We start from the raw sequence: 21,002 nt of genomic DNA, 5'->3' as shown, positions 1-21,002 counted from the left end.
TCCCTGATTCGCAGCGCGGCTGCGGCTTTTTCCCCAAGAGGAGAACCATGAAGAAACTGAACAAAGTGGCGATGTTGTTGGCCTCTGCTGTGCTTGCTACCTCGGCTGTTGCTCAAGTGAAGGCGGCAGACGGCGGTAAGGTCATCGATAACTGGCAAAACGGCTCGGGCGAGCTGGTCTGGAAGAACGGCACGAATGAACTGTGCTGGCGCGACGCCAACTGGACCCCCGCAACCGCTGCTGAAGGTTGCGACGGCGCTCTGGTGAAGGCTGCTGCTCCTGCTCCCGCAGCTGCACCCGCTCCTGCAGCCGCAGCTCCTGCCGCTCCGGCCCCCGCACCTGCTATCGCTAGCAAGGTGACCTATGCAGCCGACGCTTTCTTCGACTTCGACAAGTCCGTCCTCAAGCCCGAAGGCAAGGCCAAGTTGGACGACCTGGTTTCCAAGGTCAAGGGCATCAACCTGGAAGTGATCATTGCCGTGGGTCACACCGACTCCATCGGTACCGACGCCTACAACCAGAAGCTGTCCGTGCGTCGCGCTGAAGCCGTGAAGGCTTACTTGGTGTCCAAGGGCATCGAAAAGAACCGCGTCTACACCGAAGGCAAGGGCGAAAAGCAGCCCGTGGCGGACAACAAGACCAAGGAAGGTCGCGCCAAGAACCGCCGTGTGGAAATCGAAGTGGTTGGTACCCGCGCCAACTGATCGATCCATCGGTCACAAAAAAGCCCCGGCAACGGGGCTTTTTTTATGCCTTGCTCGTTGCAGATGGGACAATGAAAACATGACTGTTTCTGTAAACGCCGATCCCGCTGAGTTGGCCAAGTTTTCGGAACTGGCCCATCGCTGGTGGGACCCCGACAGCGAATTCCGTCCGCTGCACCAAATCAATCCGTTGCGGCTGGATTGGATCAATCAACTCTCGCCTCTGGAAGGGCGCAAGGTTCTCGACGTGGGGTGTGGCGGGGGAATTCTGTCGGACTCCATGGCCCGCAAGGGGGCAGAGGTCACGGGGATCGACCTGGCGTCCAAGGCATTGCGCGTGGCGCGGCTCCATGCCCTGGAGGCGGAAACGCCGCGCGTACAGTACCGGGAGATCAGCGTCGAGGAGTTGGCAAACGAGTGTCCTGGGTCGTTCGACACGGTCACCTGCATGGAGATGCTGGAGCATGTGCCCGATCCCCAGTCGGTCGTGGCCGCATGCGCGCGCCTTGTCAAGCCAGGCGGATGGGTGTTCTTCTCTACGATCAACCGGAATGCGAAGGCCTTTGCGTTGGCGATCGTGGGGGCGGAATACCTGCTCAAGATGCTGCCCCAGGGAACGCATGAGTACGCCAAATTCATCCGCCCTAGTGAGCTGGCATCCGCATGCCGCCAGGCGGGCCTTGATGTGTTGCATACGCGCGGCATGCAGTACAACCCCGTAACCGGCCGCTATTGGCTGAGCGGGGATACCGATGTGAATTACCTGTTCGCTACCAGGCGGCCAACTGCATGAGCGAGGTGTCTTTCACGGCGGTGCGCGGGGTGTTGTTCGACCTGGATGGTACCTTGATTGACAGTGCGCCTGACCTGGGCTTTGCTGCGGACCAGTTGCGGTCCGTCCGCGGGCTCCCTTCGCTGCCGCTGCAGGCCTATCGTCCCCTGGCCGGCGCGGGCGCGAGGGGTATGTTGTCGGTGGCATTCGGTATCACGCCGGACCATCCGGACTTTCCCCGCTTGAGGGAAGAGTTTTTCACCAACTACGAGCAATGCATCCACGACCAAACGGCATTGTTTCCTGGCATCCAGGAATTGGTGGCTACTCTTGAGCATCGTCCGTTGAAATGGGGTGTGGTGACCAATAAAGTGGAGCGTTTTACCTCGCTCATCGCCCAGCGCGTGGCGCTTTTCGCCAATGCGGGGGCCATCGTCAGTGGAGACACCACTGCGTATTCCAAGCCCCACCCAGAGCCTTTGTGGGAGGCTGCACGGCGCCTGGGGCTGGAGCCGCACGAGTGCATTTACGTCGGTGACGACGAAAGAGATATTCAGGCAGGGCAAGCTGCAGGCATGAAAACCGTGGTGGCCATGTACGGCTATCTTGGCTCGGGCGCCTCCCCGAAGAGTTGGGGCGCGGATGCAGAGATTTATTCCCCCCTTGACCTCTTGAAATTGGTGGGCCTGGACTAAAATAGTCATCCAAGGGGCTGTCCCGGTTTCGACGTGGGTTCGGAATCGGAGCGGTGCATGTCGAGCTTGAGTGACGCTCGTAAATCTCCATTCACTAAACTAACTGCAAACGACGAACGTTTCGCACTCGCCGCTTAAATACCGGTGAGCCTTGCAACAGCACGCTGATGGGCTGGGCAAGGGGGCCGCAAGGCCTCCCGGCTGCAAGGGAATTTACATCAGCTGGTGGCATGCCGGGCACCTTGGCATGGCACGAGATTCAAGGGTGCTGGCATCTTGCGTAGCGTGTGCCTGCGCGACGTGAGATGCAAGAATGAAAACAGAGCACTAAACATGTAGATCTGCCCGAAGAAGGCTTGCGGACGCGGGTTCAATTCCCGCCAGCTCCACCATACACAAGGGCTCGGATAGTCTCCGGGCCCTTTTTCTTGCCCGAAATCCCCGCACCACGCGGGGTTCCGGCCGTCTGTGCTGCGGGTGGCCTGCTGCCGAAACGCCCGAAATCGGCCACTTTCTCGGCCGGAGCTGTCTCTGTTCTCCGTTTGGCCTGCGGGTAGGCGCAGATGGTGGCCTAGCAAAATCAACAACTTACGCGCGTCGGTTCATCGTCAACCAAGGCGACCGGTCACCAGTGTAACTAGACAGCGTTCGTCACTTGTACTAACATTGCGGCAGTTGATCTAACAAAAGAGGTGCTGCCATGACTGCCGTTGCATCGTCGCCTTCCGCCCGTTCTTCCCGACTTGGGCTGCGCGCTACCCCCGAACAGGAGGTGGTGCTGCGCCGTGCCGCCGAGGTGGCCCACAAATCGCTGACCGACTTCATCCTCGACAGCGCGTGCCTGGCCGCCGAGCAGACCCTGCTCGATCAGCGGTTGTTCATGGTCTCGGGTAGCCAGTACCGGGCCCTTATGGATCTGCTGGATCGCCCCGAACAGGCCAACGAGGGTTTGCGCGACCTGTTTGCCCGTAAGGCGCCCTGGGACACGAAGTGACGTTGCGCTCACCGGAGCCGCTGGCCGCGCAGCATCGGCTGGAAGGTTTTGATTGCGGCAAGCCCGCGTTGAATGACTGGCTGTTGCGCCACGCCCGCCAGGCGCAGGGCAGTGGCTCGGCCAAGACCTTTGTCGTTGCCGAGGACGATGGCCGCGTGGCGGGCTACTTCAGTCTGACCGTGGGACAAGTCGACACGCTGGAAGCGCCAGAGCGCATCCGCAAGGGGATGGGGCAGTACCCATTGCCAGTTGTGATTCTGGCGCGGCTCGCTGTCTCGGTAGCGGATCAGGGGCGAGGCATCGGCTTCGGTTTGCTGCAGGATGCGATTCGCCGCACGATGCTGATTGCCGAGCAGGCCGGCATCCGCGCCATGCTGACCCACCCCATCGATGAAGAAGCGGCGAGGTTCTACACCCGGTTCGGGTTCATCGCGTCACCGCTGCGCGAACAGCAATTGTTGCTGCTCTTGAAGGATGCCCGTCGCTGGGTCCGCTGAACCATGACCATCGAATCACTGCCCACTTTTACCAAGCCGGCCCGCCAGCGCTGGGAGTCCATCCCTGCCGACATTCGCTAGCGGCTGCTGTCCAACGTCTGGTGCGGCCAGTGCCGTCACGAAACCACGATCACCAATTTCAGCGGCACCATCAAGGGTGGCGACTTGCTGCTGGTGGGCCAATGCGCCGAATGCCGCAGTGATGTGGCACGGGTCATCGAGGGCTCGTAACTCGGTCAGGCGTCGAACCCCGCCACCACCTCCCGCTGCGCCACCCAGTCGGTCGGCAGCGGATTGCGCTGGAACCACAGCAGGCTCATGCACTTGGGTTGCTGCCCGGCCAGGATGCTCTGGATGATGGCCGGCTCCAGCAGCGTCAGACGCAGCAGCTCGTTGACCGTCGAGTGGTGCAGGCCTTCGCGCTGGGCGATCTCGCTGCCACTGCCGACCACACCGTCGTCGAGCAGTTTCTGCCAGTAAAAGGCCCGCGTCAGTGCCACGAGCAAGGGCTGGTCGATCTGAGTGGCGACCTTGCCCGGCGACTCGACCGCCCCATCCGGCCGCACCACCACCTTGCTGGCGCCGCGCTTCCTGATCTTCAGCGGGATGAAGGTGGACAGCTTGACCTCGCCGCCATCCCGGCGTTCGCGGGCGATGGCTGCGCCCAAGGGCTGCACTTTGGGCTTCATGCCTCCACCTCCTGCTGTTCCCATTCCTGCAATTCCGCGCCAATGGTGCCGGGCAGCAGTTCCCCGGCCAGTTCCTGCCAGCCCTGATCGCGCCAGATGATTTCCAGCCCGCTGTCGGCAATCACTACACGGTCGATCAGTAGCTGCGCCAGTCGACACTGTTCAACGGGGAACAGCTGTTGCCACAGGCCCGCCAGATTTCGCATCGGAAGCACGACCTCAGGCTCCGACAGGTCTGGACGGGTTGTCCGAATCCGATCCCACACCGACTGAACAATTTGCGGGGCCGATAGCGACGCCACGATCTGCTGGGTCACCAATTCCTCGATGGGGGCCGCCGGTAACGGCCCGTGGCTGCTGGCCCACGCACCAAAGCGCCGGTGTTTGATCGGGCTGTAGTAGCGGTAGGTCTTGCCCTTCTTGACCGTGTAGCTCGGCACCAGCCGTTCGCCATCGGGCGTGAACAGCAGGCCGCGCAACAACACCGGTTCCCGCTGGCGGTCGTTGGTCTCGCGCCGCCGCTCGATGCCATCGGTGGCGATCAGCGCTTGAACCGCATCCCACTGTGCCTGGGTGATGATGGCCTGGTGCTGTCCGGGGAAGCTCTGCCCCTTGTGGACGATCTCGCCCAGGTACATCCGGTTGTGCAGCATCTTGTAGATGGTCTGCTTGGTAAAGGGCTTGCCTCCCTTGGTGACCACGCCTTCCGCGCCGTAGGTCTTGACCATCAGGGTGGCCGAGCGAACGGTCACGAAGTCATTGAAGATTCGGCGCACCAGGGCAGCCTCGGTTTCATTGATCACCAGCAGCCTGTCGCGCACGTCATACCCCAGCGGCAGCGGCCCACCCATCCACATTCCCTTGGCCTTGCTGGCGGCGATCTTGTCGCGGATGCGCTCGCCGGTGACCTCGCGCTCGAACTGGGCGAAGGACAACAGCACGTTGAGCATCAGCCGTCCCATCGAGGTGGCCGCGTTGATCTGCTGCGTGACGGCGCTGAAGCTGACCCGGTGGCGGTCGAACACATCGACCATCCTCGCAAAATCCGCCAGCGAGCGTGACAGCCGGTCGATCTTGTAAACCACCATGATGTCGACCTTTCCGGCCTCGATGTCAGCCATCAGGCGGCGCAGCGCGGGCCGGTCCATGTTGCCGCCGGAGTAGCCGCCATCGTCGTAGTCGTCGGCCACGGCGATCCAGCCCTCGTGGCTCTGGCTCTTGATGAAGGCGTGCCCGGCTTCCTTCTGGGCATCGATGGAATTGAAGGACTGGTCCAGCCGTTCGTCGCTGGACACGCGGCAGTAGACCGCGCAGCGCTTGGGCGGAACGAGTAAAGGCGCGTTCATTGACCATCCCCTTTGCCGCCGCGCAGACCAAAGAACTTCGGCCCATTCCATCGCGTACCGGTGATGTGGCGCGCCGCCGCCGACAGGCTCTTGAACACCTGGCCATCCAGGGCATACAGACCATCGGGCGTGACCGTCACGCGGTACTCGCGTTCATCCCATTCCCGGATCAGCGTGGTGCCGGGCATCAGCAGGGTCTGCGCGCTGCGCCCCGCGGCCGACTTGATCTTGGAATGCTTGGCGCCGGCCTCAACCAGCAACTTGCGGATGTTGGTGGGCAGTGCGCCGTAGGTCAGCTCCTGGATGCGGTAGGCCAGACGCGATTCGACGTAATTGCGGTTGCGGTGGCTGGGCCGCCGGGGAAAGTGCTGATCCCACAGCGCCCAGAGCTCGGCCATCGGCAGGGACGGCAGTGCGGCCAATTGGGCCGAGATGCTGCCGTTGGGTGTGTCCGTCATTTCGAATTTCTCCTGTGGTTGAGACAGGTCCATGAACGCGCTGTGGCGGCCAGAAGCCAAGTCAAACCGCGCTCTTTCGATCAGGTGGTAACCGGTAACCCGGGTGGTAACCCGGTTTCAGGTTCTGTCGCTGACGGGGCAGCGCGCCCGCGCCCCCCGTATGGGTTTCTCTGAAGGAAGGACCCATTTCACCGGCGCCGTGTTCGTTGCCGCTGCCATGGGTATTTGCGTTGCCGTCTGCGCCACCAGCGCTCCAGCCGAAAGGTCAGGCGCAGCGCTGCCAGCAGCCAGCGTTCCCACCACACCCGCACCCGACGGCGCAGTACCGGGCGGCGCAGCCTCCGCACCGGCGCAAAGGCCTCACGCCCCGGCGTCGTCCACGTCGGCTCGTCTGGTGCCGTGTTGTCCGTCCACGGCGTGACGGGGCGTGCGTCAGCGGCGTGTGCGGCCAGTGGCAATGACTGCTGTCGGACCGGCAGGCGATCCAGACCTTCTGGCCCTGGCGCGATGCGCGGCGACAGCGGCCCGAAGCGATCCGGCAAGCGCGGGCGGGAAGGCTGGATTTCCATGCGGCACCCCTCACACATCCACGCGCACGACGGTCGACAGGCCGTGGCCGGGGTCGAGGTGTTTCTTCGGCGGATTGGGATCGGGGGCGTAGATGCGGCGTTCGTCGCTATTGCCTTTGGGGTGATAGACCTTCAGGCCCCAGCCGTCGAAGCCCGCGCTGCGCAAGGCGTTGTCCAGTGCCGTGACCAGTTCGCTGTCGGTGCGAGTGAACTGGTCATTCAGGTCTCGCAGTTCCTCAAACGTCAGCCCTTCGATGAGCGTGGGCAACAATTCGCCGTCGCGCGCACGCCCGATCAACTCGTGGTCATAGCGGGTGCAGGCATCGCCCGTCACGCGGGTGTGGGTCAGGCGTACACGTTGAAGCAACACGCCTTCCACACTCTGCATCTCGCGCCAGGCCTGAACGAAGTGCTTCGCCGCCTCCAGCATCCGCTGCGCGCTGGGTCGGAAGATGCGGCGGATTTCCTGATCGATCAGCGTCTCATCCAGCCCGGCCACCATCTGCCCGGCCAGTTCGTTGAGGTACTGCTCCAGCGCCTTGACGCGGGTCGGCGCTTCCTGCACCTGCTGCGTGGCCTTCACGCGCGCGGCTTGTTCTTGTGCCAGCGCCTGCTGGTGTTCTTGATCGAACTTGGCCAGCGCATCCGCATCGCCCAAGGCCGCCAGTACATCTCGCTGAATGGTCAGCGTCATCTCCGGCTCGGCGGGTTTGTCCCAGCCACAGGTGATGCGGTTGGCGGCGACCAATGCGGCAATGGCCTGATCGTATTGGGCGTTCTGCTTACGCAGACGCTCGAACATTTGCGCCACGGCGCTGACGTCCCCGATTTCATTCAAAGGGGATTCGGTATTCGCTGTGGCGTCGGTGGATTTCTTGCTGCGGCGGATCAGATTCACGGCGGGCTCCTGTCGAAAATAGAGAACGGTTCAGACAGGTGTAATGGTCCGCGTGGAGACAGTTCAGGTCGATCAGGGCGGAGCGGGTGGCTGAGGGTTTGCGGGCACGATTCAGTCGTGCTCGGCCTCGATATCCGGGGCACTGTTGTAAAAAAGCCCTGAAGCAGATAGCAATTTAGAGTAACGCTTGGGGGCTATTGGTGCCCGTTTCGCACAAAAGCGAATTTTGGCCATTTGCCTTCGGAAATCAGCAGGCGAAGAATCTCCTCATTGCGGGCGCACATCCCTCTCGACGGAACAGCGTCCCCCACTGACGACAGGAGATTCCGATGCAACACACGCTGCCCGAACTGATCACCCCGCGCACCCTCGCGGCCCGCTGGGGCCTTTCCGAAAAAACCCTCGAGCGCTGGCGCATGACCGGCAATGGCCCGACGTTTCTCAAGCTGGGCAGCCGGGTGCTGTACCGCATGAATGATGTGTCGGCACACGAGGCACAGCGCACCCGCCGCTGCACCGCAGGGCAGTCTGTCAGCGAAGGAATCTGGCAATGAACCGCGCCCAACGCCGTCAGCGCGACCACCTCACCCGGCAACTGCGTGCCCACATTACCGAACACGGCATCGAGGCCATGCTCGACAAAATGTTCGGCCCGGGCAGCTGGCGGTACGACGCCCGCGAACAGTTGTGGATCGTGCCCGATGCCGAGGACACCGGCCCCGGTCGCGCCTACTACTGTGTGCGCGCCAATGGTGACTGGTTCAAGGCCCGTCTGGGTGCGGAGCACACGCAATGATGGCGACCACAACCCAAGCCACCACCGTGGCCCGCCATCCCTTCTTTGATTTCAACGATGCGGCCGATGTCATCGTGCCTCGCCACGACAAAGACGAAGTCCGCGCTCGCTTGCTGGACCAGCTGGAGTCGGTGCTGCTCTACCTGTTTCCACGCGGCAAACGGCGCGGCAGCCAGTTTTTCATCGGCAATCTGCACGGTGAGCCGGGCGACAGCCTGGTGGTTGAATTGGCTGGCCCCAAGCGCGGCCTGTGGATCGACTTCGCCACCGGCGAATCGGGCGATGTGCTGGCGCTGTGGGCCAGCACCCGGGGCTACCACTTGCCCGCCGATTTCAGCGACCTGCTGGAAGACGCGGGCGATTGGCTGATGGTGCCGCGTATGGTTTCCGCTCCCGCAGTGCACACCAGCCGTGCCTACGACGATCTCGGCCCGCACACCGGCAAATGGGATTACCTGGCCGCCGATGGCAGCCTGCTGGCCTGCGTCTATCGTCACGACACACCCACCGGCAAACAGTACCGCCCTTGGGATGTGCGGGCACGGGCGATGCGGATGCCGGAACCGCGTCCGCTCTACAACCTGCCCGCCATCGCTACAGCGGATGCCGTGGTGCTGGTCGAAGGTGAAAAGTGTGCCGACGCCCTGATGCAACTGGGCATCGCAGCCACCACCGGCATGGGTGGCGCGGCCACGGCCATCGATAAAACCGACTGGATGCCGCTGGCAGGCAAGACGGTCGCCGTCTGGCCCGATCACGATGAAGCGGGCGCGCGCTATGCCGCTGCCGTCATCCAGAAACTGGCGAGCATCGGGGCCACGGTCCGGCGCGTCAGCGTACCGCAGGACAAGCCCGCGAAGTGGGATGCTGCCGATGCCGTGGCGGAAGGCTTTGATGTCGAAGCGCTGCTGCGCGCCTCCCAGCCGGTCACCGACATTGCCACCGCCACCCCGGCGCTGGACATCACCCGCTGGCGCGCAGCAGATCGCTTCATCGGGCAGCCCCAGCAACGCCGCTGGCTGGTCGAAGGCGTGTTCCCCCAGGCACAGGCCGCTCTGATCGCTGCTGCGGGCGGGGTCGGCAAATCGTTCCTGCTGCTGGCGCTCACGCGGGAGGTCGCAGCTTTCGACGGCGTCTGGGCCAATGCGCCGACACTGTTCGGCGGTGCCTTGGCTGGTCATGGCGTAGCGATTTACATCACCGCCGAGGACGATGCCATCGAGGTGCACAACCGGCTCAACGCCTTGGGCCCGATTCCCGACCGGCTCTACGTGCTGCCACTGCCCGATGCTGGAGGCGCGGTGCCGCTGTTTGCACCTGATCCCGCCACCCGAGGCCCCGCGACCACGGCGGCGTGGATGGATCTGGAGCGGCAACTCAAGGCCATGCCCAGCCTGTGCCTGGTGGTGCTCGATCCGCTGCAGCCGCTGTGCGCGCTGGATTTGAACGTGCCGGAGAACGCCCAGTTCGTCTGCTCCCGCTTGGCTGCGCTGGCGGCCAGTACGGGCGCATCGGTGATCGTGTCGCACCACTTTGCCAAGCGCGAGGCCTCCACGCCTGAGCAGGCCCGCGAGGCGATCCGGGGCACCGGCGGCTTGGTCGATGGTGTGCGGGCGGTCTACGCCCTGTGGCACCCCAAGGAAGATCAGGCCAGGAAGCTCTGCGAGGCCTTGGGCGAACCGTTTGAGCGTGGCCGCGTGGTGATGGGCGGTGTGGTCAAGGCCAATGGCCGCGCCAACCTGCGCGTGACCACCTTCTTGCGCAGCACCAGCGGCTTGCTGGTCGATTGCAGCGACCGTCTGCGCCAGACCCGACCGGAGCCAGATGACCTGCTGCCCGCGCTGAAATCCACCATCGCCCGTGCCGCGCGGGATGGCCAGCCCTACACCAAGACCGGCGGCAATGGTCTGTACGAGCGCCGCCACGAACTGCCCGACGCCTTCCACGCCATCGGCAAGCATCGGCTCACTGGCTGGGTGGATGCCTTGCTGGCACAGGGTGAACTGGTCACCGCCATGGCCGACGGCTCGAAGCTGGTGAAGTGGCTCGACGTGCCCGATGGCCCGGTCGCCCAAGGTAAGGCCGTGTTCGTCACCGGCCACCTGACCCGAGCCAGTGCCGGTCGGCCGGTTGCCGAGTAATGCTTCCCAGCCCAAACAATCGTTCCCGGCTTCCCGCTTTCCCACCGGGAACGCTCAGGGGGTGGGAATGATTTACCGCCAGCAAACACAAGGGTTTAAATCGTTCCCGGGGCAAATCGTTTCCAGCGGAGCTGGTAAGGATTAAAACCCAATGAAATCAACGCACTCCCGGGTTCCCGGTGATTCCTCTCTAAAGAGAGGGTGAGCATTGGGAATGCTCACCTCACTCGCGTGGATGAGGTCGCGATTTGCGACCCCATCGACCGCCACAGGCAAAACGGGTCCTTCCTGGCGATATTCCAATACGGGGGGCGCGAGCGCAGCATTGAGCTACCGTCCGACCAGAAAACAAGGTTTGCAGGGTTTGCGGTTCGCACCCGGCAGCGCGGGCCAGAGGGCCAAAGCCTCGCCAGCGCAAGCATCTGATGGAATTGCAGGGAGCGGCGTAAGTGCGAACCACAGTGCGTACCGGGTTCGCAGGTTTGCACCCCGTCCGCGCGAAAAGGCCACTAGGGTGTCCAGGATTTGGAGCCCCTTGCGGCAAGGGCGTGAGCTGAATTCACTACCCCCGGTAGCGCCGATCAGACCACGCGATACACCCGCTCTCCGGAATCGTTGTGTGCCAGCACCACGTTTAGGCAGAGTTTCTTGCGCAGCATTCCGGAGATCGCCCCGCGCACGGTGTGCGGCTGCCAGCCGGTGGCCAGCATCAGTTGCAGGCTGGTCGCGCCCTGCGGACGGCGCAGCGCCACCACCAGCGCGGCGAGCTTGGTGCCGGGGCGGATCGGGATGCCCTCCAGAAGTTGGAGGTCGCCGGTGGTGTCCATTGGCTGGACGTCATCCGGCGGTATCGGCCTTTGCTGGCCGATGGCCGCGTAGCCTGCGCTGGTCAGCGTATGGCCGCCGTCGGCAGGTTCGATCCACCCGCGCTGCAGCAGTGAGGTCAGCACCTTGACCCGTGCGCCGCCGCGCAGCGTGTCAGGCGAGATCACTCGCCCATCAGGACGGCGGGCGGCAGTGCGCAGCAGCAGGCTTTGAGCCGGGGAGAGTTTGAGCAGGGCGTCCATCGCGGCCTCGCTTACTTGGCTTGGCCGTCGAAGATCGCCAGCAGGTCATCCAATGCCTGATCCACCCGCCCGAGGTCACCGACGTGGCCCCAGTGGATGGCTTCAGGGTCGTGTCCGAAGTGGTCGTCAGCCAGTTGCTGCAGCCGGTCCAGCTTGATGTGGATGGCGGCGGCGCGGGCGAGATAGGCGTCGAGGGCAGTGGGCTTGGTGTTCATCGTGGGGCTCCCTGGTTGGTGGATGACACCACCATTCACGCGCTGAACGATCAAGAAGCCAAGCTGCTGTTCAATCAACCCCCGAGCAAAGTACAATATTTCTTGTGATTACATTGAAAATCTTCTAGTCCATGGCAATCTTGCTGGCTTGGCTAGGCAATGCTGACCTGCGCGCTGCGGAGGCCGGAGGCTCCGATGAGCAAGGCCCCATCTTGGGTGCGCTCAAGGCGTTCCCCTTTGATGCATTGCACCTGCTGTCCGATCACAGCATCCAGAAGACCCGTGTGTACGCCCAGTGGGTTGGACGGCAGTCGTCAGTGCCGGTGACGTCACATCAAGCCAAGCTCACCAGTCCAACCAGTTTTGAAGAGATCTTCCGTGCCGCCGTCGGCGTCATAGAGGAAGTCAAGCGTGCTTCACCTTTTGGCGACCTAGTGTTTCATCTGAGCCCAGGCACTCCGGCAATGGCAGCCATCTGGCTGCTGCTTGCCAAGACTCGGTACCCGGCAAAACTGATCGAGTCTTCGCGGGAGCATGGTGTCAAAGAGGTCAGCATTCCCTTTGAGTTGTCGGCCGAGTTTGCGCCTGTTGCTGACAAGCAGGCAGACGAGGCTCTGACTCGCCTGATGATGGGCGTGCCGCCCGAAAGTCCAGCTTTCACTGCAATCGTCCACCGCTGTGCTGCAATGAAACGCACCGTGGCGATGGCGCATCGCTTGGCGGTTCGCGATGTGCCGGTGCTCATCCAGGGGGAATCCGGAACCGGCAAAGAATTGTTCGCGCGCGCCATCCATCAGGCCAGTCCACGCAACGCCAAGCCGTTCGTCGCAGTTAACTGCGGCGCTATCCCGCAAGAACTGGTTGATGCAGAACTGTTTGGTCATGAAAAGGGCGCATTCACCGGCGCTACCGCAGCACGGGCTGGTTACTTCGAGTCGGCCGATGGCGGCACCCTGTTCCTCGATGAGATCGGTGAACTGCCGCTGGCATCCCAAGTCAGGTTGCTGCGGGTCTTGCAGGAGCGTGAAGTTACCCGTGTCGGCGCCACACGGGCCAAGCCCATCGACATCCGCGTTATCGCCGCCACGAATCGAGTCCTGCCCGATGAGATCAGGGAGGGTCGATTCCGAGAGGACCTTTTCCACCGCCTAGCCGTAGGTGTGTTGCTCCTGCCGCCTCTGCGCCAGCGTGAGGGTGATCTCAACATTCTGATCGACTCGATGCTGGCCTCTATCAACGCCGAGGCTGCATCGCAGCCGGGTTACAAGCACAAAAAATTGGATGTTTCCGCAAGAAACCTTCTGATTCAACACTCTTGGCCTGGCAACGTTCGGGAGCTCCACAACACACTGCTGCGTGCCAGCATTTGGGCCGTGGGCGACAAGATCACCACGCAGGACGTGGCCGAGTCCTTGGCTGTAACGGTCGCACCAAAGGCTGACACCATCCTCGGTCGCCCTCTGGACCAAGCGATTTCTCTACCGGACATCATTGGAGACGTCGCGCGCCACTACCTTGAGCGCGCCATGGCCAAGACGCACGGCAATAAGTCCGAGGCCGCTCGAATCCTTGGGATCGGCAGCTATCAGACTCTGAGTAACTGGCTTCAGAAATACGGAGTTGGCTAGTTGGCACGGCATGTGCTTATAACCTGTTACTAACAAAAAATTTTGTAATCACGGAGTACTGACTTGAACGCCCAGAACAAAGAAACCGACGCACGCATCCTGATCGACGATCAGCTGCGTGCTGCCGGCTGGAATCCGGCAGACAAGTCCCAGGTGCTCACCGAGGTCAAAGTCGCAGGCGGTCATTTTGTGGCCGAGCCGGGGGCGCAACCCACTGTTTTCAGCACGTCGGATGGCGATGCCATTCCTACGGGTCGTGCCGACTATGTATTGCTGGACCAGCGTGGTCGCCCGTTGGCCATCATCGAGGCTAAAAAGCAGGCCATTCAGCCCTATACCGCCAAGCAGCAAGCGCTGCCCTACGCCAAGCAAATCGGTGCGCCGTTCATTTTCCTCACCAACGGCGAACTGATCTATTTCTGGGACTACCAGAATGACGATGCCCGCATCGTCAATTCCTTCTTCTCCCGGCGTGATCTTGAGCGTTTAGTGCACATGCGTGCCGAACGCAAGCCACTGGCCACGGTGCCGATCCCGGACACCTACCTGCGCCAGGGTGAGACGCGCTCCCTGCGCCCCTACCAGAAGGAGGCCATGCAGGCGCTCGACCGCACGGTCGAACTGGGCAAGCGTCGCTTCCTGATCGAGTTGCCCACTGGTTGCGGCAAGACCGATCTGATCGCGCTTTACCTCAAGCGCCTCGTGCAGGCTGGGCAGGCCGAGCGCGTGCTGTTCCTGGTCGACCGCGATCAGCTTGCCAAGCAGGCCATCGAGGCCATTCAGGATTTGCTCCCCGGCTATTCCAGCTATTGGCTCAAGCCCGGAATGGTCCGGCAGGAAAAGCAGGTCACCGTGTGCCTGCTGCAAACCATGATTGGCCGCTATCACGAGTTCACCAGCGGCTACTTTGATGTGGTCGTGATGGACGAATGCCACCGTTCCATCTACGGCGCGTGGCAGGCTGCGCTTTCGCACTTCGATGCCCTGCACATCGGCCTGACCGCCACCCCGGCCATATACATCGAGCGAAACACGTTCCAGTTCTATCACTGCAAGGACGATACGCCCGACTACTCCTACCCGATCCAGGAGGCCTTTAAGGAAGGCTTTCTCGTGCCCTACAAATTCGCCACCGGCATCACCACCTTGGTGTCCGAGGGTGCCAAAGTCGATGAGGAGCATTACGACCCCGTCGAGTTCGAGCGCAAGTGGACCAATGAGGCCAGCAATCGGCTGATGATGGAAGAGTTCGACCGTCTGGCGTGGCAGAGCTACAAGGAGTTGGCACCCGGGCAGAAGAATGGCCCGGGCAAGTCGGTGGTGTTTGCGATTACCAAGCACCACGCGGCACGGCTGGCGCAATACCTGAATGACCTGCATCCCGAGCACAAGGGTCGCTACGCCGAGGTCATCACTTCTGACGTGGTCAATGCAGACGACCTGATCCGCCGCTTCAAACAGGAAGATCTGCCCATGGTCGCGGTCAGCGTGGGCATGCTCGACACGGGCTTTGATTGCCGCGAGGTGCTGCATCTCGTGATGTGCCGCCGAGTGCGCAGCCCCATCCTCTATCAACAGATGCGTGGGCGTGGCACACGTACAGCACCGCACATCGGCAAAGAGAAGTTCGTCATTTACGACTTCTTCCGCAACCACGAGTATTTCAACGACTCGGACACCGACATTTTCTCCGGCAGCGGTGGCGGTGGTTACGCACCCAAGCCCAAACAACCGGGCGGCAAGACACCGCGCGAGCTGATCGAGCTTGGCCTGGAAGATGAATGGCTGGACGCTGTTCACTATATCGAAGTGGGTCCGGACGGCGAGCGCGTCGACAAGCGCGATTACGTGACGGATTGGGAAACCACCGTCCAACAGGAAGCTGAGGCCGACCCCATCATCGCCAAGGTCAAAGCGGGCGATGCACTGTCGGAAGAAGAAGAGGCTCAACTCGCCCAGCGCCTGAACCAACCGCAGCGTTACTTCAATGAAGACAATCTGCGCCGCGCATACCGCAACCCGGGTGGCAATTTGGTGGACTTCATCCGCGCCGCGCTGGGCATGCTCAAGATAAAGAGCCGCGAGGAACGTGTGGAAGATAACTTCCGCGCTTGGCTCGTGGCCAAGAACCTCACCCCCGAGCAGGCGCAATACCTTGCGCTGCTCAAGAACCGTGGCTTGGTGAAAGGCAAGGTTTCGCTCGACGACCTGTTTGCCCCGCCGCTGTCCATTCTCAACGCCGCCAACATCGGCATCGAACTGTTTGGCGAGCAGGGCCTGCGCAACGTGATGGACGAGATCAACCAATCCGTCCTGGTGGCGTAGCACCGATAGAAATTAGGAAAAAAACATGAACCAGCAATTACGCCGCAAGCTCGATCACATCACCGACATCCTCTGGGCAGGCGGCGTGACGAACCCCGTCACCTATATCGAACAGATCTCTTACCTGATCTTCCTGAAGCTGCTGGATGAAGAGGAGTCCGACCGCGAGCTGCGCGCTCGCCTCGGTGCCACCGGCGGCAACGCCACGCTTTTGTATCCCGCGCAGTCCGAGCGCTACCGTTGGAGTCACTGGCGCTTCAAGAGCGGTACTGAACTGCGCGACTTCATCCGCGACGAAGTCTTCCCTTACATGGCCTCACTTGCCAAGGATGAGCCTGAGGTCGCCGAGTACTTCCGCGATGCTGTGCTGGAAATCGTTGATCCCAACGTGCTCAAGCAGGTGATCGACGAGTTGGACGGATTCGAATTCCGCAAGCTCGGACCGGATGTGAAGGGCGACATCTTCGAATACCTGTTGGTGCACTTGGGCTCCAGCTCCCTAAACGGCCAGTTTCGTACCCCACGCCAGATTCGCGCCTTCATGGTCGAGATGGTGGACCCGGACATCGGTGACTCCATGTTCGACCCTGCGATGGGCACGGCTGGCTTCCTGATCGATGCCGTGGACTACCTGCTGGCCAAATATTCTGATCACATCAGCGAGTACCCCATCTATGGTGAAGACTGGCTGGAGAAAAAGGGGAAATCATTGGCTGAACTGAAGGCCGAAATCCCCCGCCTGCAAACCTACCGCAAGGGCGCGGGCGAAAAGATTCCGGACTGGAGCCTGCTTGAAGCTTCGGTATATGGCACTGACGTGTCGCGCCAGATGCTGCGCATCAGCATGATGAACCTTGTGCTGCACGGTATCCGCCACGCCAAGCTCAAGCGCGCCAACTCGCTCTCCGACATGGGCGGCCTGACCGAGGACGATTTGCGCCGCCGCTACAAGGTCATCCTGGCCAACCCGCCCTTCGCAGGCCAATTGCCCAAGGATTCCATCCGCGCCGACTTGCCTACCAACAGCAAGAAGAGCGAACTGCTGTTCATGTCGTTGATGATGCAGCACCTCGCGCCCGGTGGGCGTTGCGCCGTAGTGGTGCCCGAGGGGTTGCTGTTCGGCTCCACCGGAGCGCACGTGGAACTACGCAAGAAGCTGGTTCACGACTTCGACCTGCTGGCTGTGGTCAGTCTGCCTGCCGGCGTATTCAAGCCATACGCGGGCGTGAAGACCGCCGTGTTGGTGTTCCGTAAGCCGGCCTCCGAAGCCGCCAAGCGCCTGGATAAGGTCTGGTTCTACGAGATCCGGAACGACGGCTACGATCCGGACAAAATTTCCGGTGGCGGCCGCGTGGAAACACCGGAGAAGAACGACATTCCCGAATTGCTCGCGCAGTGGAAGGCATACAAGGCCAGTGGCTACGCCACCCCACCGGGGCTGGAGGCTAACACCCTGCTGGCGCACGGTACGGACGAACCCAATTGCTGGTGGACCACCCGCGAGAAGTTGGCCGAGGGCGATTACAACCTGGGCGCCGGGCAGTGGAAGCCGCGCGTGGCGGAAAAGACCAGCGATGAAGATCCTAGTGAGCTGGTTGCCGAGGTGCTGGGTGACTACCGCAAGGTTGTGACAGGGCTGGAGAAGTTGCTGCAGGAGCTGAAGGAATGAGCTGGCGCACTGTTCCACTTCATAAGGTCGCCAGCTTGGAGAGCGGCTTCGGGTTCCCTCGCGAATATCAGGGCGATGAAAACCAAGAGTTCCCATTTTTTCGGGTCAGCGATATGAACATTGCGGGAAACGAAGTGTTTATGGAAAACCATTCCAACACGGTTTCCGCCGCAATACTCAAGGAGCTCGGGGCAAAGGCTTTCCCAGCGGGCACCGTCATTTTCCCGAAGATCGGTGCTGCGATTGCCACTGAAAAGAAGCGAATTCTGACTAAACCGGCTACCTACGACAACAACGTCATGGGTGCTGTCCCGAAGGCTGGCACCAACCCGAAATTTCTTTATTACTGGTTTCTCCAGTTGAAGCTTTCAGATCAGGCAAACCCTGGGCACGTGCCGTCCATACGCAAATCCGTGATGGAAGAAATCCCGTTTCCAGTGGTCGCCCCGTCTGAGCAATTCCGCATCGTCGAACTGCTCGACGAAGCAGACCGCCTGCGCCGCCTGCGCCGCGAGGCCGAAGCCAAGGCTTCGCGCATCCTGCCGACGCTCTTTGAACGGGCCTTTGGCAAGCCATTTCAAGATGAGCATTGGCCAGTCCTGCCGCTTGGCGAACTATTGAGCACCATGCGCAACGGAACGACCACGGATCAAAACACTAACTGCAAGGGATACCCAGTAACTCGGATAGAAACAATTTCGGCCGGCGTTATAAACCCTCGGCGTGTTCGATATGTGGATATGACTTACGAAGAGGCAGCGAGATGGCTCTTGCAAGAGGGGGACATCTTGTTCAGTCATATCAACAGCGAAGCCCATATTGGCAAGACCGCGATCTACCAAGGCTCACCGGAACACTTGGTTCACGGCATGAACTTGCTTCTTCTGCGACCTGACGCCACGCGAATTGATCCAACGTATCTTTTTGCATTGCTCAACACCCCAGAGGTAAGAACGTATTATCGAAGCCGCTGTAAGCGAGCTGTGAATCAGGCCAGTCTTAATCAGAAAGATATTGGCTCATTACCAGTTCCCCTTCCGCCACTTCAGGAGCAGCAAGACTTTGGCGCCCTGTCGCGGCAGGTCGAGACAATTCTTGGCAGCGAAAGCATTGCTGCAGAAAAATTAGACGAATTGTTTGAACTAATGCTCAAACAAGCATTTTCAGGCCAACTTACCGCCCGATGGCGCGAGGCTCACATTCAGGAATTGTTGACTGAGATGGCGCAGCAGGCTCACGCACTGAACCTTCCGCTGCCCAAAGAACTGGAGGTCCTGTCATGACCCGTCGCCTGCAAGCCCTGCGTGTGGGCAACTTCAAGGCCTTTGCTGATACTCAGCGTATCCCACTCAAGCCTATCACGCTGATCTTCGGCCCCAACAGCGCCGGCAAATCCAGCTTTATTCATAGCCTGGCGTTGGCGCACGAAGCGCAGTTCGGTCGCGAAAAGCGCAGTCTGGCCCGATTGGACGTTCATCACACCGACGTGGGCGGCAGCGCCATCGACCTTGGCGGCTTTCGTCAATACGTGCACCGTGGGCAACTGAACAAGCGCGTCGAATGGGGTGCTGAAATCAAGGTGTCATCACTGGCCCAAGGCAAGGACCAACGACTGGCACAACTGCTGGCCCCGGTAAGCAGTGTGGCCCTGAACATCGCCCTCGGCATTGAGCTGGACGACCAGGACCGCCCAAAGCCGGGTGCGGAGCCGCGAGTGGACTCTATCGAGATCACCGCCGACGGCACGGAATTGCTGCGCATGAGCCGCCGGCCAGCGACTGTGCGATCAGATGCCCACGCTGGGCACCTTCGTCTGGACCGCCTCGCCAGCGACCATGCCGTATTTCGCCAAGTACTGAAAGCCATCGTTGAGGCGCAAACCACGTCCGAAGAAATGCGCCCCGAAGATTTTGATGGCGCCAATGAGGCCATCGCCTCACTGCTGCCGGAACTCGTGGTGCGCGTCGAGCAGTTCTTCCCATCCAGTGTGGAGCTACCCAAGACCGACGGCGGCGATATGTCGCCAGTCAGTATGTTGTTCCCCGTCAGCAAGGGCAACCGCAAGGAAGACATCGCGCAAGCCGTCCGATTCGTTCTTCCTCGCACATTGAGCGACCTGATTAAGGGGCTGGCCGATGCGCTGGCCGACGATCTCAAGCAGCTGCAGTACCTTGGTCCGCTGCGCTCTTTCCCCCCACGCCATCTGGCCTTTGCCGAACATGAAGACGCCAATTGGTATGCCGGCGGCGGTTATGCCTGGGACGTCGTGCGTCGCGACGATTCTGTGCGGGATGCGGTAAATGGTTGGCTGGGTTCCAGCAAACTGAAAACGCCGTACAAACTGGTGGTGCGGTCATTGGTGGCGTTGGATCAAATCGAAGGCGCAATCGAGGGGAAGCTGGCCGAGGAAAATTTCGCCACCATTGAAGGGTTGACGCATGACCGCGAGTGGGTCGAAATCGCCAAAGCGAGCGATGACAGTCCGTTGCTTCCACAAAATGCCATGGACCACCTCCTCGACGTTCGAGGGGCAATCTCAGATCCAGAACGCGCTGCAGTTCAAATCGTAAAGACGATAGAGAAATCAGATTCAGATCGCATTCGCGAGCTTGTGCTCGTCGATCAACGCACCAACACGGTCGTTACCCACCGCGACGTTGGTATTGGCATATCGCAGGTGTTGCCCGTGCTGGTGATGGCCTATGGCTCACGCAACAAATTGTTGGCCATGGAGCAGCCAGAGATTCACCTACATCCAGCGCTGCAGGCAGAGCTGGGTGACGTTTTCATCGAAGCGGCGCTGGGAGAACGCAATAACACCTTCATCCTGGAAACGCACAGCGAGCATTTGATCTTGCGGCTGATGCGCCGAATCCGCGAAGGAAAGATCAGTCCTGATGACATCGGTGTCGTCTTCGTAGAGCCCTTGGCGCGCGGCAGTCGTTTCATCGAACTTCGGATCGACGAAGAAGGAGATTTCATCGATGACTGGCCGGGCGGGTTCTTTGAAGAGTCATTCCATGAAAAATTTGGGGGGCGCTGACGATGCTGGTCCCCTTTGTGATCGACGCCGATAGTCTTGCGCCAGATCCAGCATGGACGCCGACGCAGCTACGTGCTTGTTACAACGGCCTGCTTGATGTGTGGCAGCGGACCGGATTGCTTACGCATGATGGTGATTCCTTGCCTGCATCGCGCCTGCACCAAGCTGTTCAGGCTCTGCCGCAGAACGTTCGGCCCCGATGGCAAGAAGTATTGGAAAGATCTCCGTTGCTGACCGCGCCGCAGTGGAATGGCAACGTATCTGCAAAAAACCTTTGCGATTTCGCTGGGGTTGCCCAGTTGGCATTGGTCGATGACGCACGTGCCGAGGTTGAATTTGGTTTCAACGATGACCGTGATGAAGCGCTGCAGCCGGTCAACGGTATCGATGTCTCTGTCTGTCGTCTCCTGGCAGCAGGACAAGCACAGGCTTTTCAAGCTACGACTACGTTAGGGAAATCCTGCAAAACCCCGAACGCAGTCTGCTAGAAGCCAGG

At 61.0% G+C, this 21,002-nt stretch carries 21 protein-coding genes and 1 other RNA gene; 15 read left to right on the top strand and 7 right to left on the bottom strand.

The annotated features are described in order from the left end of the window. The first annotated feature begins 47 nt into the window (after positions 1–47). The 6 genes from ompA to OX89_RS00460 all read left to right on the top strand — a co-directional run bounded on the left by ompA (position 48) and on the right by OX89_RS00460 (position 3,662). Positions 48–704, top strand: a complete 657-nt coding sequence (gene ompA / locus OX89_RS00480; RefSeq protein WP_011805663.1) for an outer membrane protein OmpA — start codon at positions 48–50, stop codon at positions 702–704. Between the two features lie 79 nt (positions 705–783). Then, complete coding sequence (gene ubiG, locus OX89_RS00475) at positions 784–1,497, top strand: bifunctional 2-polyprenyl-6-hydroxyphenol methylase/3-demethylubiquinol 3-O-methyltransferase UbiG (protein WP_011805662.1); 714 nt, start codon at positions 784–786, stop codon at positions 1,495–1,497. Continuing rightward, positions 1,494–2,171 carry an HAD family hydrolase gene (locus OX89_RS00470; protein WP_047349155.1) on the top strand — a complete coding sequence of 226 codons (678 nt, stop codon included), beginning with the start codon at positions 1,494–1,496 and terminating at the stop codon, positions 2,169–2,171. The genes ubiG and OX89_RS00470 overlap by 4 nt, the downstream gene beginning before the upstream one ends. Positions 2,172–2,184: 13 nt before the next feature. Then, positions 2,185–2,563, top strand: a transfer-messenger RNA (tmRNA) gene (ssrA, locus tag OX89_RS17850). Positions 2,564–2,871: 308 nt separating this feature from the next. Next, entirely contained in the window at positions 2,872–3,165 is a 294-nt protein-coding gene (locus tag OX89_RS00465; RefSeq protein WP_047349154.1) for a DUF1778 domain-containing protein, read from the top strand. Then, positions 3,162–3,662, top strand: coding sequence for a GNAT family N-acetyltransferase (locus OX89_RS00460; protein ID WP_047349153.1), 501 nt, complete (start codon positions 3,162–3,164; stop codon positions 3,660–3,662). The genes OX89_RS00465 and OX89_RS00460 overlap by 4 nt, the downstream gene beginning before the upstream one ends. 236 nt (positions 3,663–3,898) lie before the next feature. Here OX89_RS00460 and OX89_RS00455 read toward each other — a convergent pair whose 3' ends face one another. The 5 genes from OX89_RS00455 to OX89_RS00440 form a co-directional block, all read right to left on the bottom strand. Next, entirely contained in the window at positions 3,899–4,351 is a 453-nt protein-coding gene (locus OX89_RS00455) for a hypothetical protein (RefSeq protein WP_047349152.1), read from the bottom strand. Then, positions 4,348–5,697: a recombinase family protein gene (locus OX89_RS00450; RefSeq protein WP_047349151.1), complete on the bottom strand. Its 1,350-nt coding sequence runs from the start codon at positions 5,695–5,697 to the stop codon at positions 4,348–4,350. Before OX89_RS00450 ends, OX89_RS00455 begins: the two co-directional genes overlap by 4 nt. After that, positions 5,694–6,155 (bottom strand): DUF2924 domain-containing protein, encoded by a 462-nt coding sequence (locus OX89_RS00445; protein ID WP_047349177.1) that lies wholly within the window; start codon positions 6,153–6,155, stop codon positions 5,694–5,696. The genes OX89_RS00450 and OX89_RS00445 overlap by 4 nt, the downstream gene beginning before the upstream one ends. A 188-nt stretch (positions 6,156–6,343) precedes the next feature. Next, positions 6,344–6,724: a hypothetical protein gene (locus OX89_RS18340; protein ID WP_157497240.1), complete on the bottom strand. Its 381-nt coding sequence runs from the start codon at positions 6,722–6,724 to the stop codon at positions 6,344–6,346. Between the two features lie 10 nt (positions 6,725–6,734). Further along, on the bottom strand, positions 6,735–7,622 hold the full coding sequence (locus tag OX89_RS00440; RefSeq protein ID WP_047349150.1) for a hypothetical protein: 888 nt from the start codon (positions 7,620–7,622) through the stop codon (positions 6,735–6,737). Between the two features lie 329 nt (positions 7,623–7,951). On the opposite strand from OX89_RS00440, the gene OX89_RS00435 reads away from it, so the two are divergent. From OX89_RS00435 to OX89_RS00425, 3 genes are read left to right on the top strand one after another with little or no spacing between them, the layout of a single operon-like run. Next, positions 7,952–8,176 (top strand): AlpA family transcriptional regulator, encoded by a 225-nt coding sequence (locus OX89_RS00435; RefSeq protein WP_047349149.1) that lies wholly within the window; start codon positions 7,952–7,954, stop codon positions 8,174–8,176. Continuing rightward, entirely contained in the window at positions 8,173–8,418 is a 246-nt protein-coding gene (locus OX89_RS00430) for a hypothetical protein (RefSeq protein ID WP_047349148.1), read from the top strand. The genes OX89_RS00435 and OX89_RS00430 overlap by 4 nt, the downstream gene beginning before the upstream one ends. Beyond that, positions 8,418–10,559 (top strand): AAA family ATPase, encoded by a 2,142-nt coding sequence (locus OX89_RS00425; RefSeq protein ID WP_234305464.1) that lies wholly within the window; start codon positions 8,418–8,420, stop codon positions 10,557–10,559. Before OX89_RS00430 ends, OX89_RS00425 begins: the two co-directional genes overlap by 1 nt. A gap of 581 nt (positions 10,560–11,140) precedes the next feature. Here the strand turns inward: OX89_RS00425 and OX89_RS00415 are convergent. Further along, a complete protein-coding gene (locus OX89_RS00415) occupies positions 11,141–11,626 on the bottom strand; it encodes a DUF3489 domain-containing protein (protein WP_047349145.1) in 486 nt (161 codons plus the stop codon). 11 nt (positions 11,627–11,637) lie between these two features. Then, positions 11,638–11,841 (bottom strand): hypothetical protein, encoded by a 204-nt coding sequence (locus OX89_RS00410; protein WP_047349176.1) that lies wholly within the window; start codon positions 11,839–11,841, stop codon positions 11,638–11,640. Between the two features lie 131 nt (positions 11,842–11,972). Between OX89_RS00410 and OX89_RS00405 the strand changes: the two genes are divergently transcribed. From OX89_RS00405 to OX89_RS18335, 6 genes are all read left to right on the top strand, one after another. Beyond that, positions 11,973–13,469, top strand: a complete 1,497-nt coding sequence (locus OX89_RS00405) for a sigma-54-dependent Fis family transcriptional regulator (RefSeq protein ID WP_047349144.1) — start codon at positions 11,973–11,975, stop codon at positions 13,467–13,469. Positions 13,470–13,532: 63 nt separating this feature from the next. Next, positions 13,533–15,794, top strand: coding sequence for a type I restriction endonuclease subunit R (locus tag OX89_RS00400; RefSeq protein ID WP_047349143.1), 2,262 nt, complete (start codon positions 13,533–13,535; stop codon positions 15,792–15,794). Between the two features lie 25 nt (positions 15,795–15,819). Then, entirely contained in the window at positions 15,820–17,463 is a 1,644-nt protein-coding gene (locus OX89_RS00395) for a class I SAM-dependent DNA methyltransferase (protein WP_047349142.1), read from the top strand. Then, complete coding sequence (locus tag OX89_RS17750) at positions 17,460–18,746, top strand: restriction endonuclease subunit S (protein WP_084001958.1); 1,287 nt, start codon at positions 17,460–17,462, stop codon at positions 18,744–18,746. The genes OX89_RS00395 and OX89_RS17750 overlap by 4 nt, the downstream gene beginning before the upstream one ends. Next, positions 18,743–20,506 (top strand): AAA family ATPase, encoded by a 1,764-nt coding sequence (locus OX89_RS00385; protein WP_047349141.1) that lies wholly within the window; start codon positions 18,743–18,745, stop codon positions 20,504–20,506. Before OX89_RS17750 ends, OX89_RS00385 begins: the two co-directional genes overlap by 4 nt. Before the next feature lie 17 nt (positions 20,507–20,523). Beyond that, the gene (locus OX89_RS18335; RefSeq protein ID WP_157497237.1) at positions 20,524–20,994 is read left to right on the top strand and encodes a hypothetical protein; all 471 of its coding nucleotides are present in this window, start codon (positions 20,524–20,526) and stop codon (positions 20,992–20,994) included. Positions 20,995–21,002 lie beyond the last annotated feature (8 nt).

Origin of the sequence: Diaphorobacter sp. J5-51 (assembly GCF_001023515.1) — a bacterium.
GTDB lineage: Bacteria > Pseudomonadota > Gammaproteobacteria > Burkholderiales > Burkholderiaceae_C > Diaphorobacter > Diaphorobacter nitroreducens.
This window is presented reverse-complemented; position numbering and strand designations above follow the sequence as displayed.

What these genes read in the sequence shown, in the direction of transcription:
- ompA (WP_011805663.1), top strand. Translation starts at nt 48, where the DNA reads ATGAAGAAACTGAACAAAGTGGCGATGTTGTTGGCCTCTGCTGTGCTT.
- ubiG (WP_011805662.1), top strand. Translation starts at nt 784, where the DNA reads ATGACTGTTTCTGTAAACGCCGATCCCGCTGAGTTGGCCAAGTTTTCG.
- OX89_RS00470 (WP_047349155.1), top strand. Translation starts at nt 1,494, where the DNA reads ATGAGCGAGGTGTCTTTCACGGCGGTGCGCGGGGTGTTGTTCGACCTG.
- OX89_RS00465 (WP_047349154.1), top strand. Translation starts at nt 2,872, where the DNA reads ATGACTGCCGTTGCATCGTCGCCTTCCGCCCGTTCTTCCCGACTTGGG.
- OX89_RS00455 (WP_047349152.1), bottom strand. Translation starts at nt 4,351, where the DNA reads ATGAAGCCCAAAGTGCAGCCCTTGGGCGCAGCCATCGCCCGCGAACGC.
- OX89_RS00450 (WP_047349151.1), bottom strand. Translation starts at nt 5,697, where the DNA reads ATGAACGCGCCTTTACTCGTTCCGCCCAAGCGCTGCGCGGTCTACTGC.
- OX89_RS00445 (WP_047349177.1), bottom strand. Translation starts at nt 6,155, where the DNA reads ATGACGGACACACCCAACGGCAGCATCTCGGCCCAATTGGCCGCACTG.
- OX89_RS18340 (WP_157497240.1), bottom strand. Translation starts at nt 6,724, where the DNA reads ATGGAAATCCAGCCTTCCCGCCCGCGCTTGCCGGATCGCTTCGGGCCG.
- OX89_RS00435 (WP_047349149.1), top strand. Translation starts at nt 7,952, where the DNA reads ATGCAACACACGCTGCCCGAACTGATCACCCCGCGCACCCTCGCGGCC.
- OX89_RS00430 (WP_047349148.1), top strand. Translation starts at nt 8,173, where the DNA reads ATGAACCGCGCCCAACGCCGTCAGCGCGACCACCTCACCCGGCAACTG.
- OX89_RS00425 (WP_234305464.1), top strand. Translation starts at nt 8,418, where the DNA reads ATGGCGACCACAACCCAAGCCACCACCGTGGCCCGCCATCCCTTCTTT.
- OX89_RS00415 (WP_047349145.1), bottom strand. Translation starts at nt 11,626, where the DNA reads ATGGACGCCCTGCTCAAACTCTCCCCGGCTCAAAGCCTGCTGCTGCGC.
- OX89_RS00410 (WP_047349176.1), bottom strand. Translation starts at nt 11,841, where the DNA reads ATGAACACCAAGCCCACTGCCCTCGACGCCTATCTCGCCCGCGCCGCC.
- OX89_RS00405 (WP_047349144.1), top strand. Translation starts at nt 11,973, where the DNA reads ATGGCAATCTTGCTGGCTTGGCTAGGCAATGCTGACCTGCGCGCTGCG.
- OX89_RS00395 (WP_047349142.1), top strand. Translation starts at nt 15,820, where the DNA reads ATGAACCAGCAATTACGCCGCAAGCTCGATCACATCACCGACATCCTC.
- OX89_RS17750 (WP_084001958.1), top strand. Translation starts at nt 17,460, where the DNA reads ATGAGCTGGCGCACTGTTCCACTTCATAAGGTCGCCAGCTTGGAGAGC.
- OX89_RS00385 (WP_047349141.1), top strand. Translation starts at nt 18,743, where the DNA reads ATGACCCGTCGCCTGCAAGCCCTGCGTGTGGGCAACTTCAAGGCCTTT.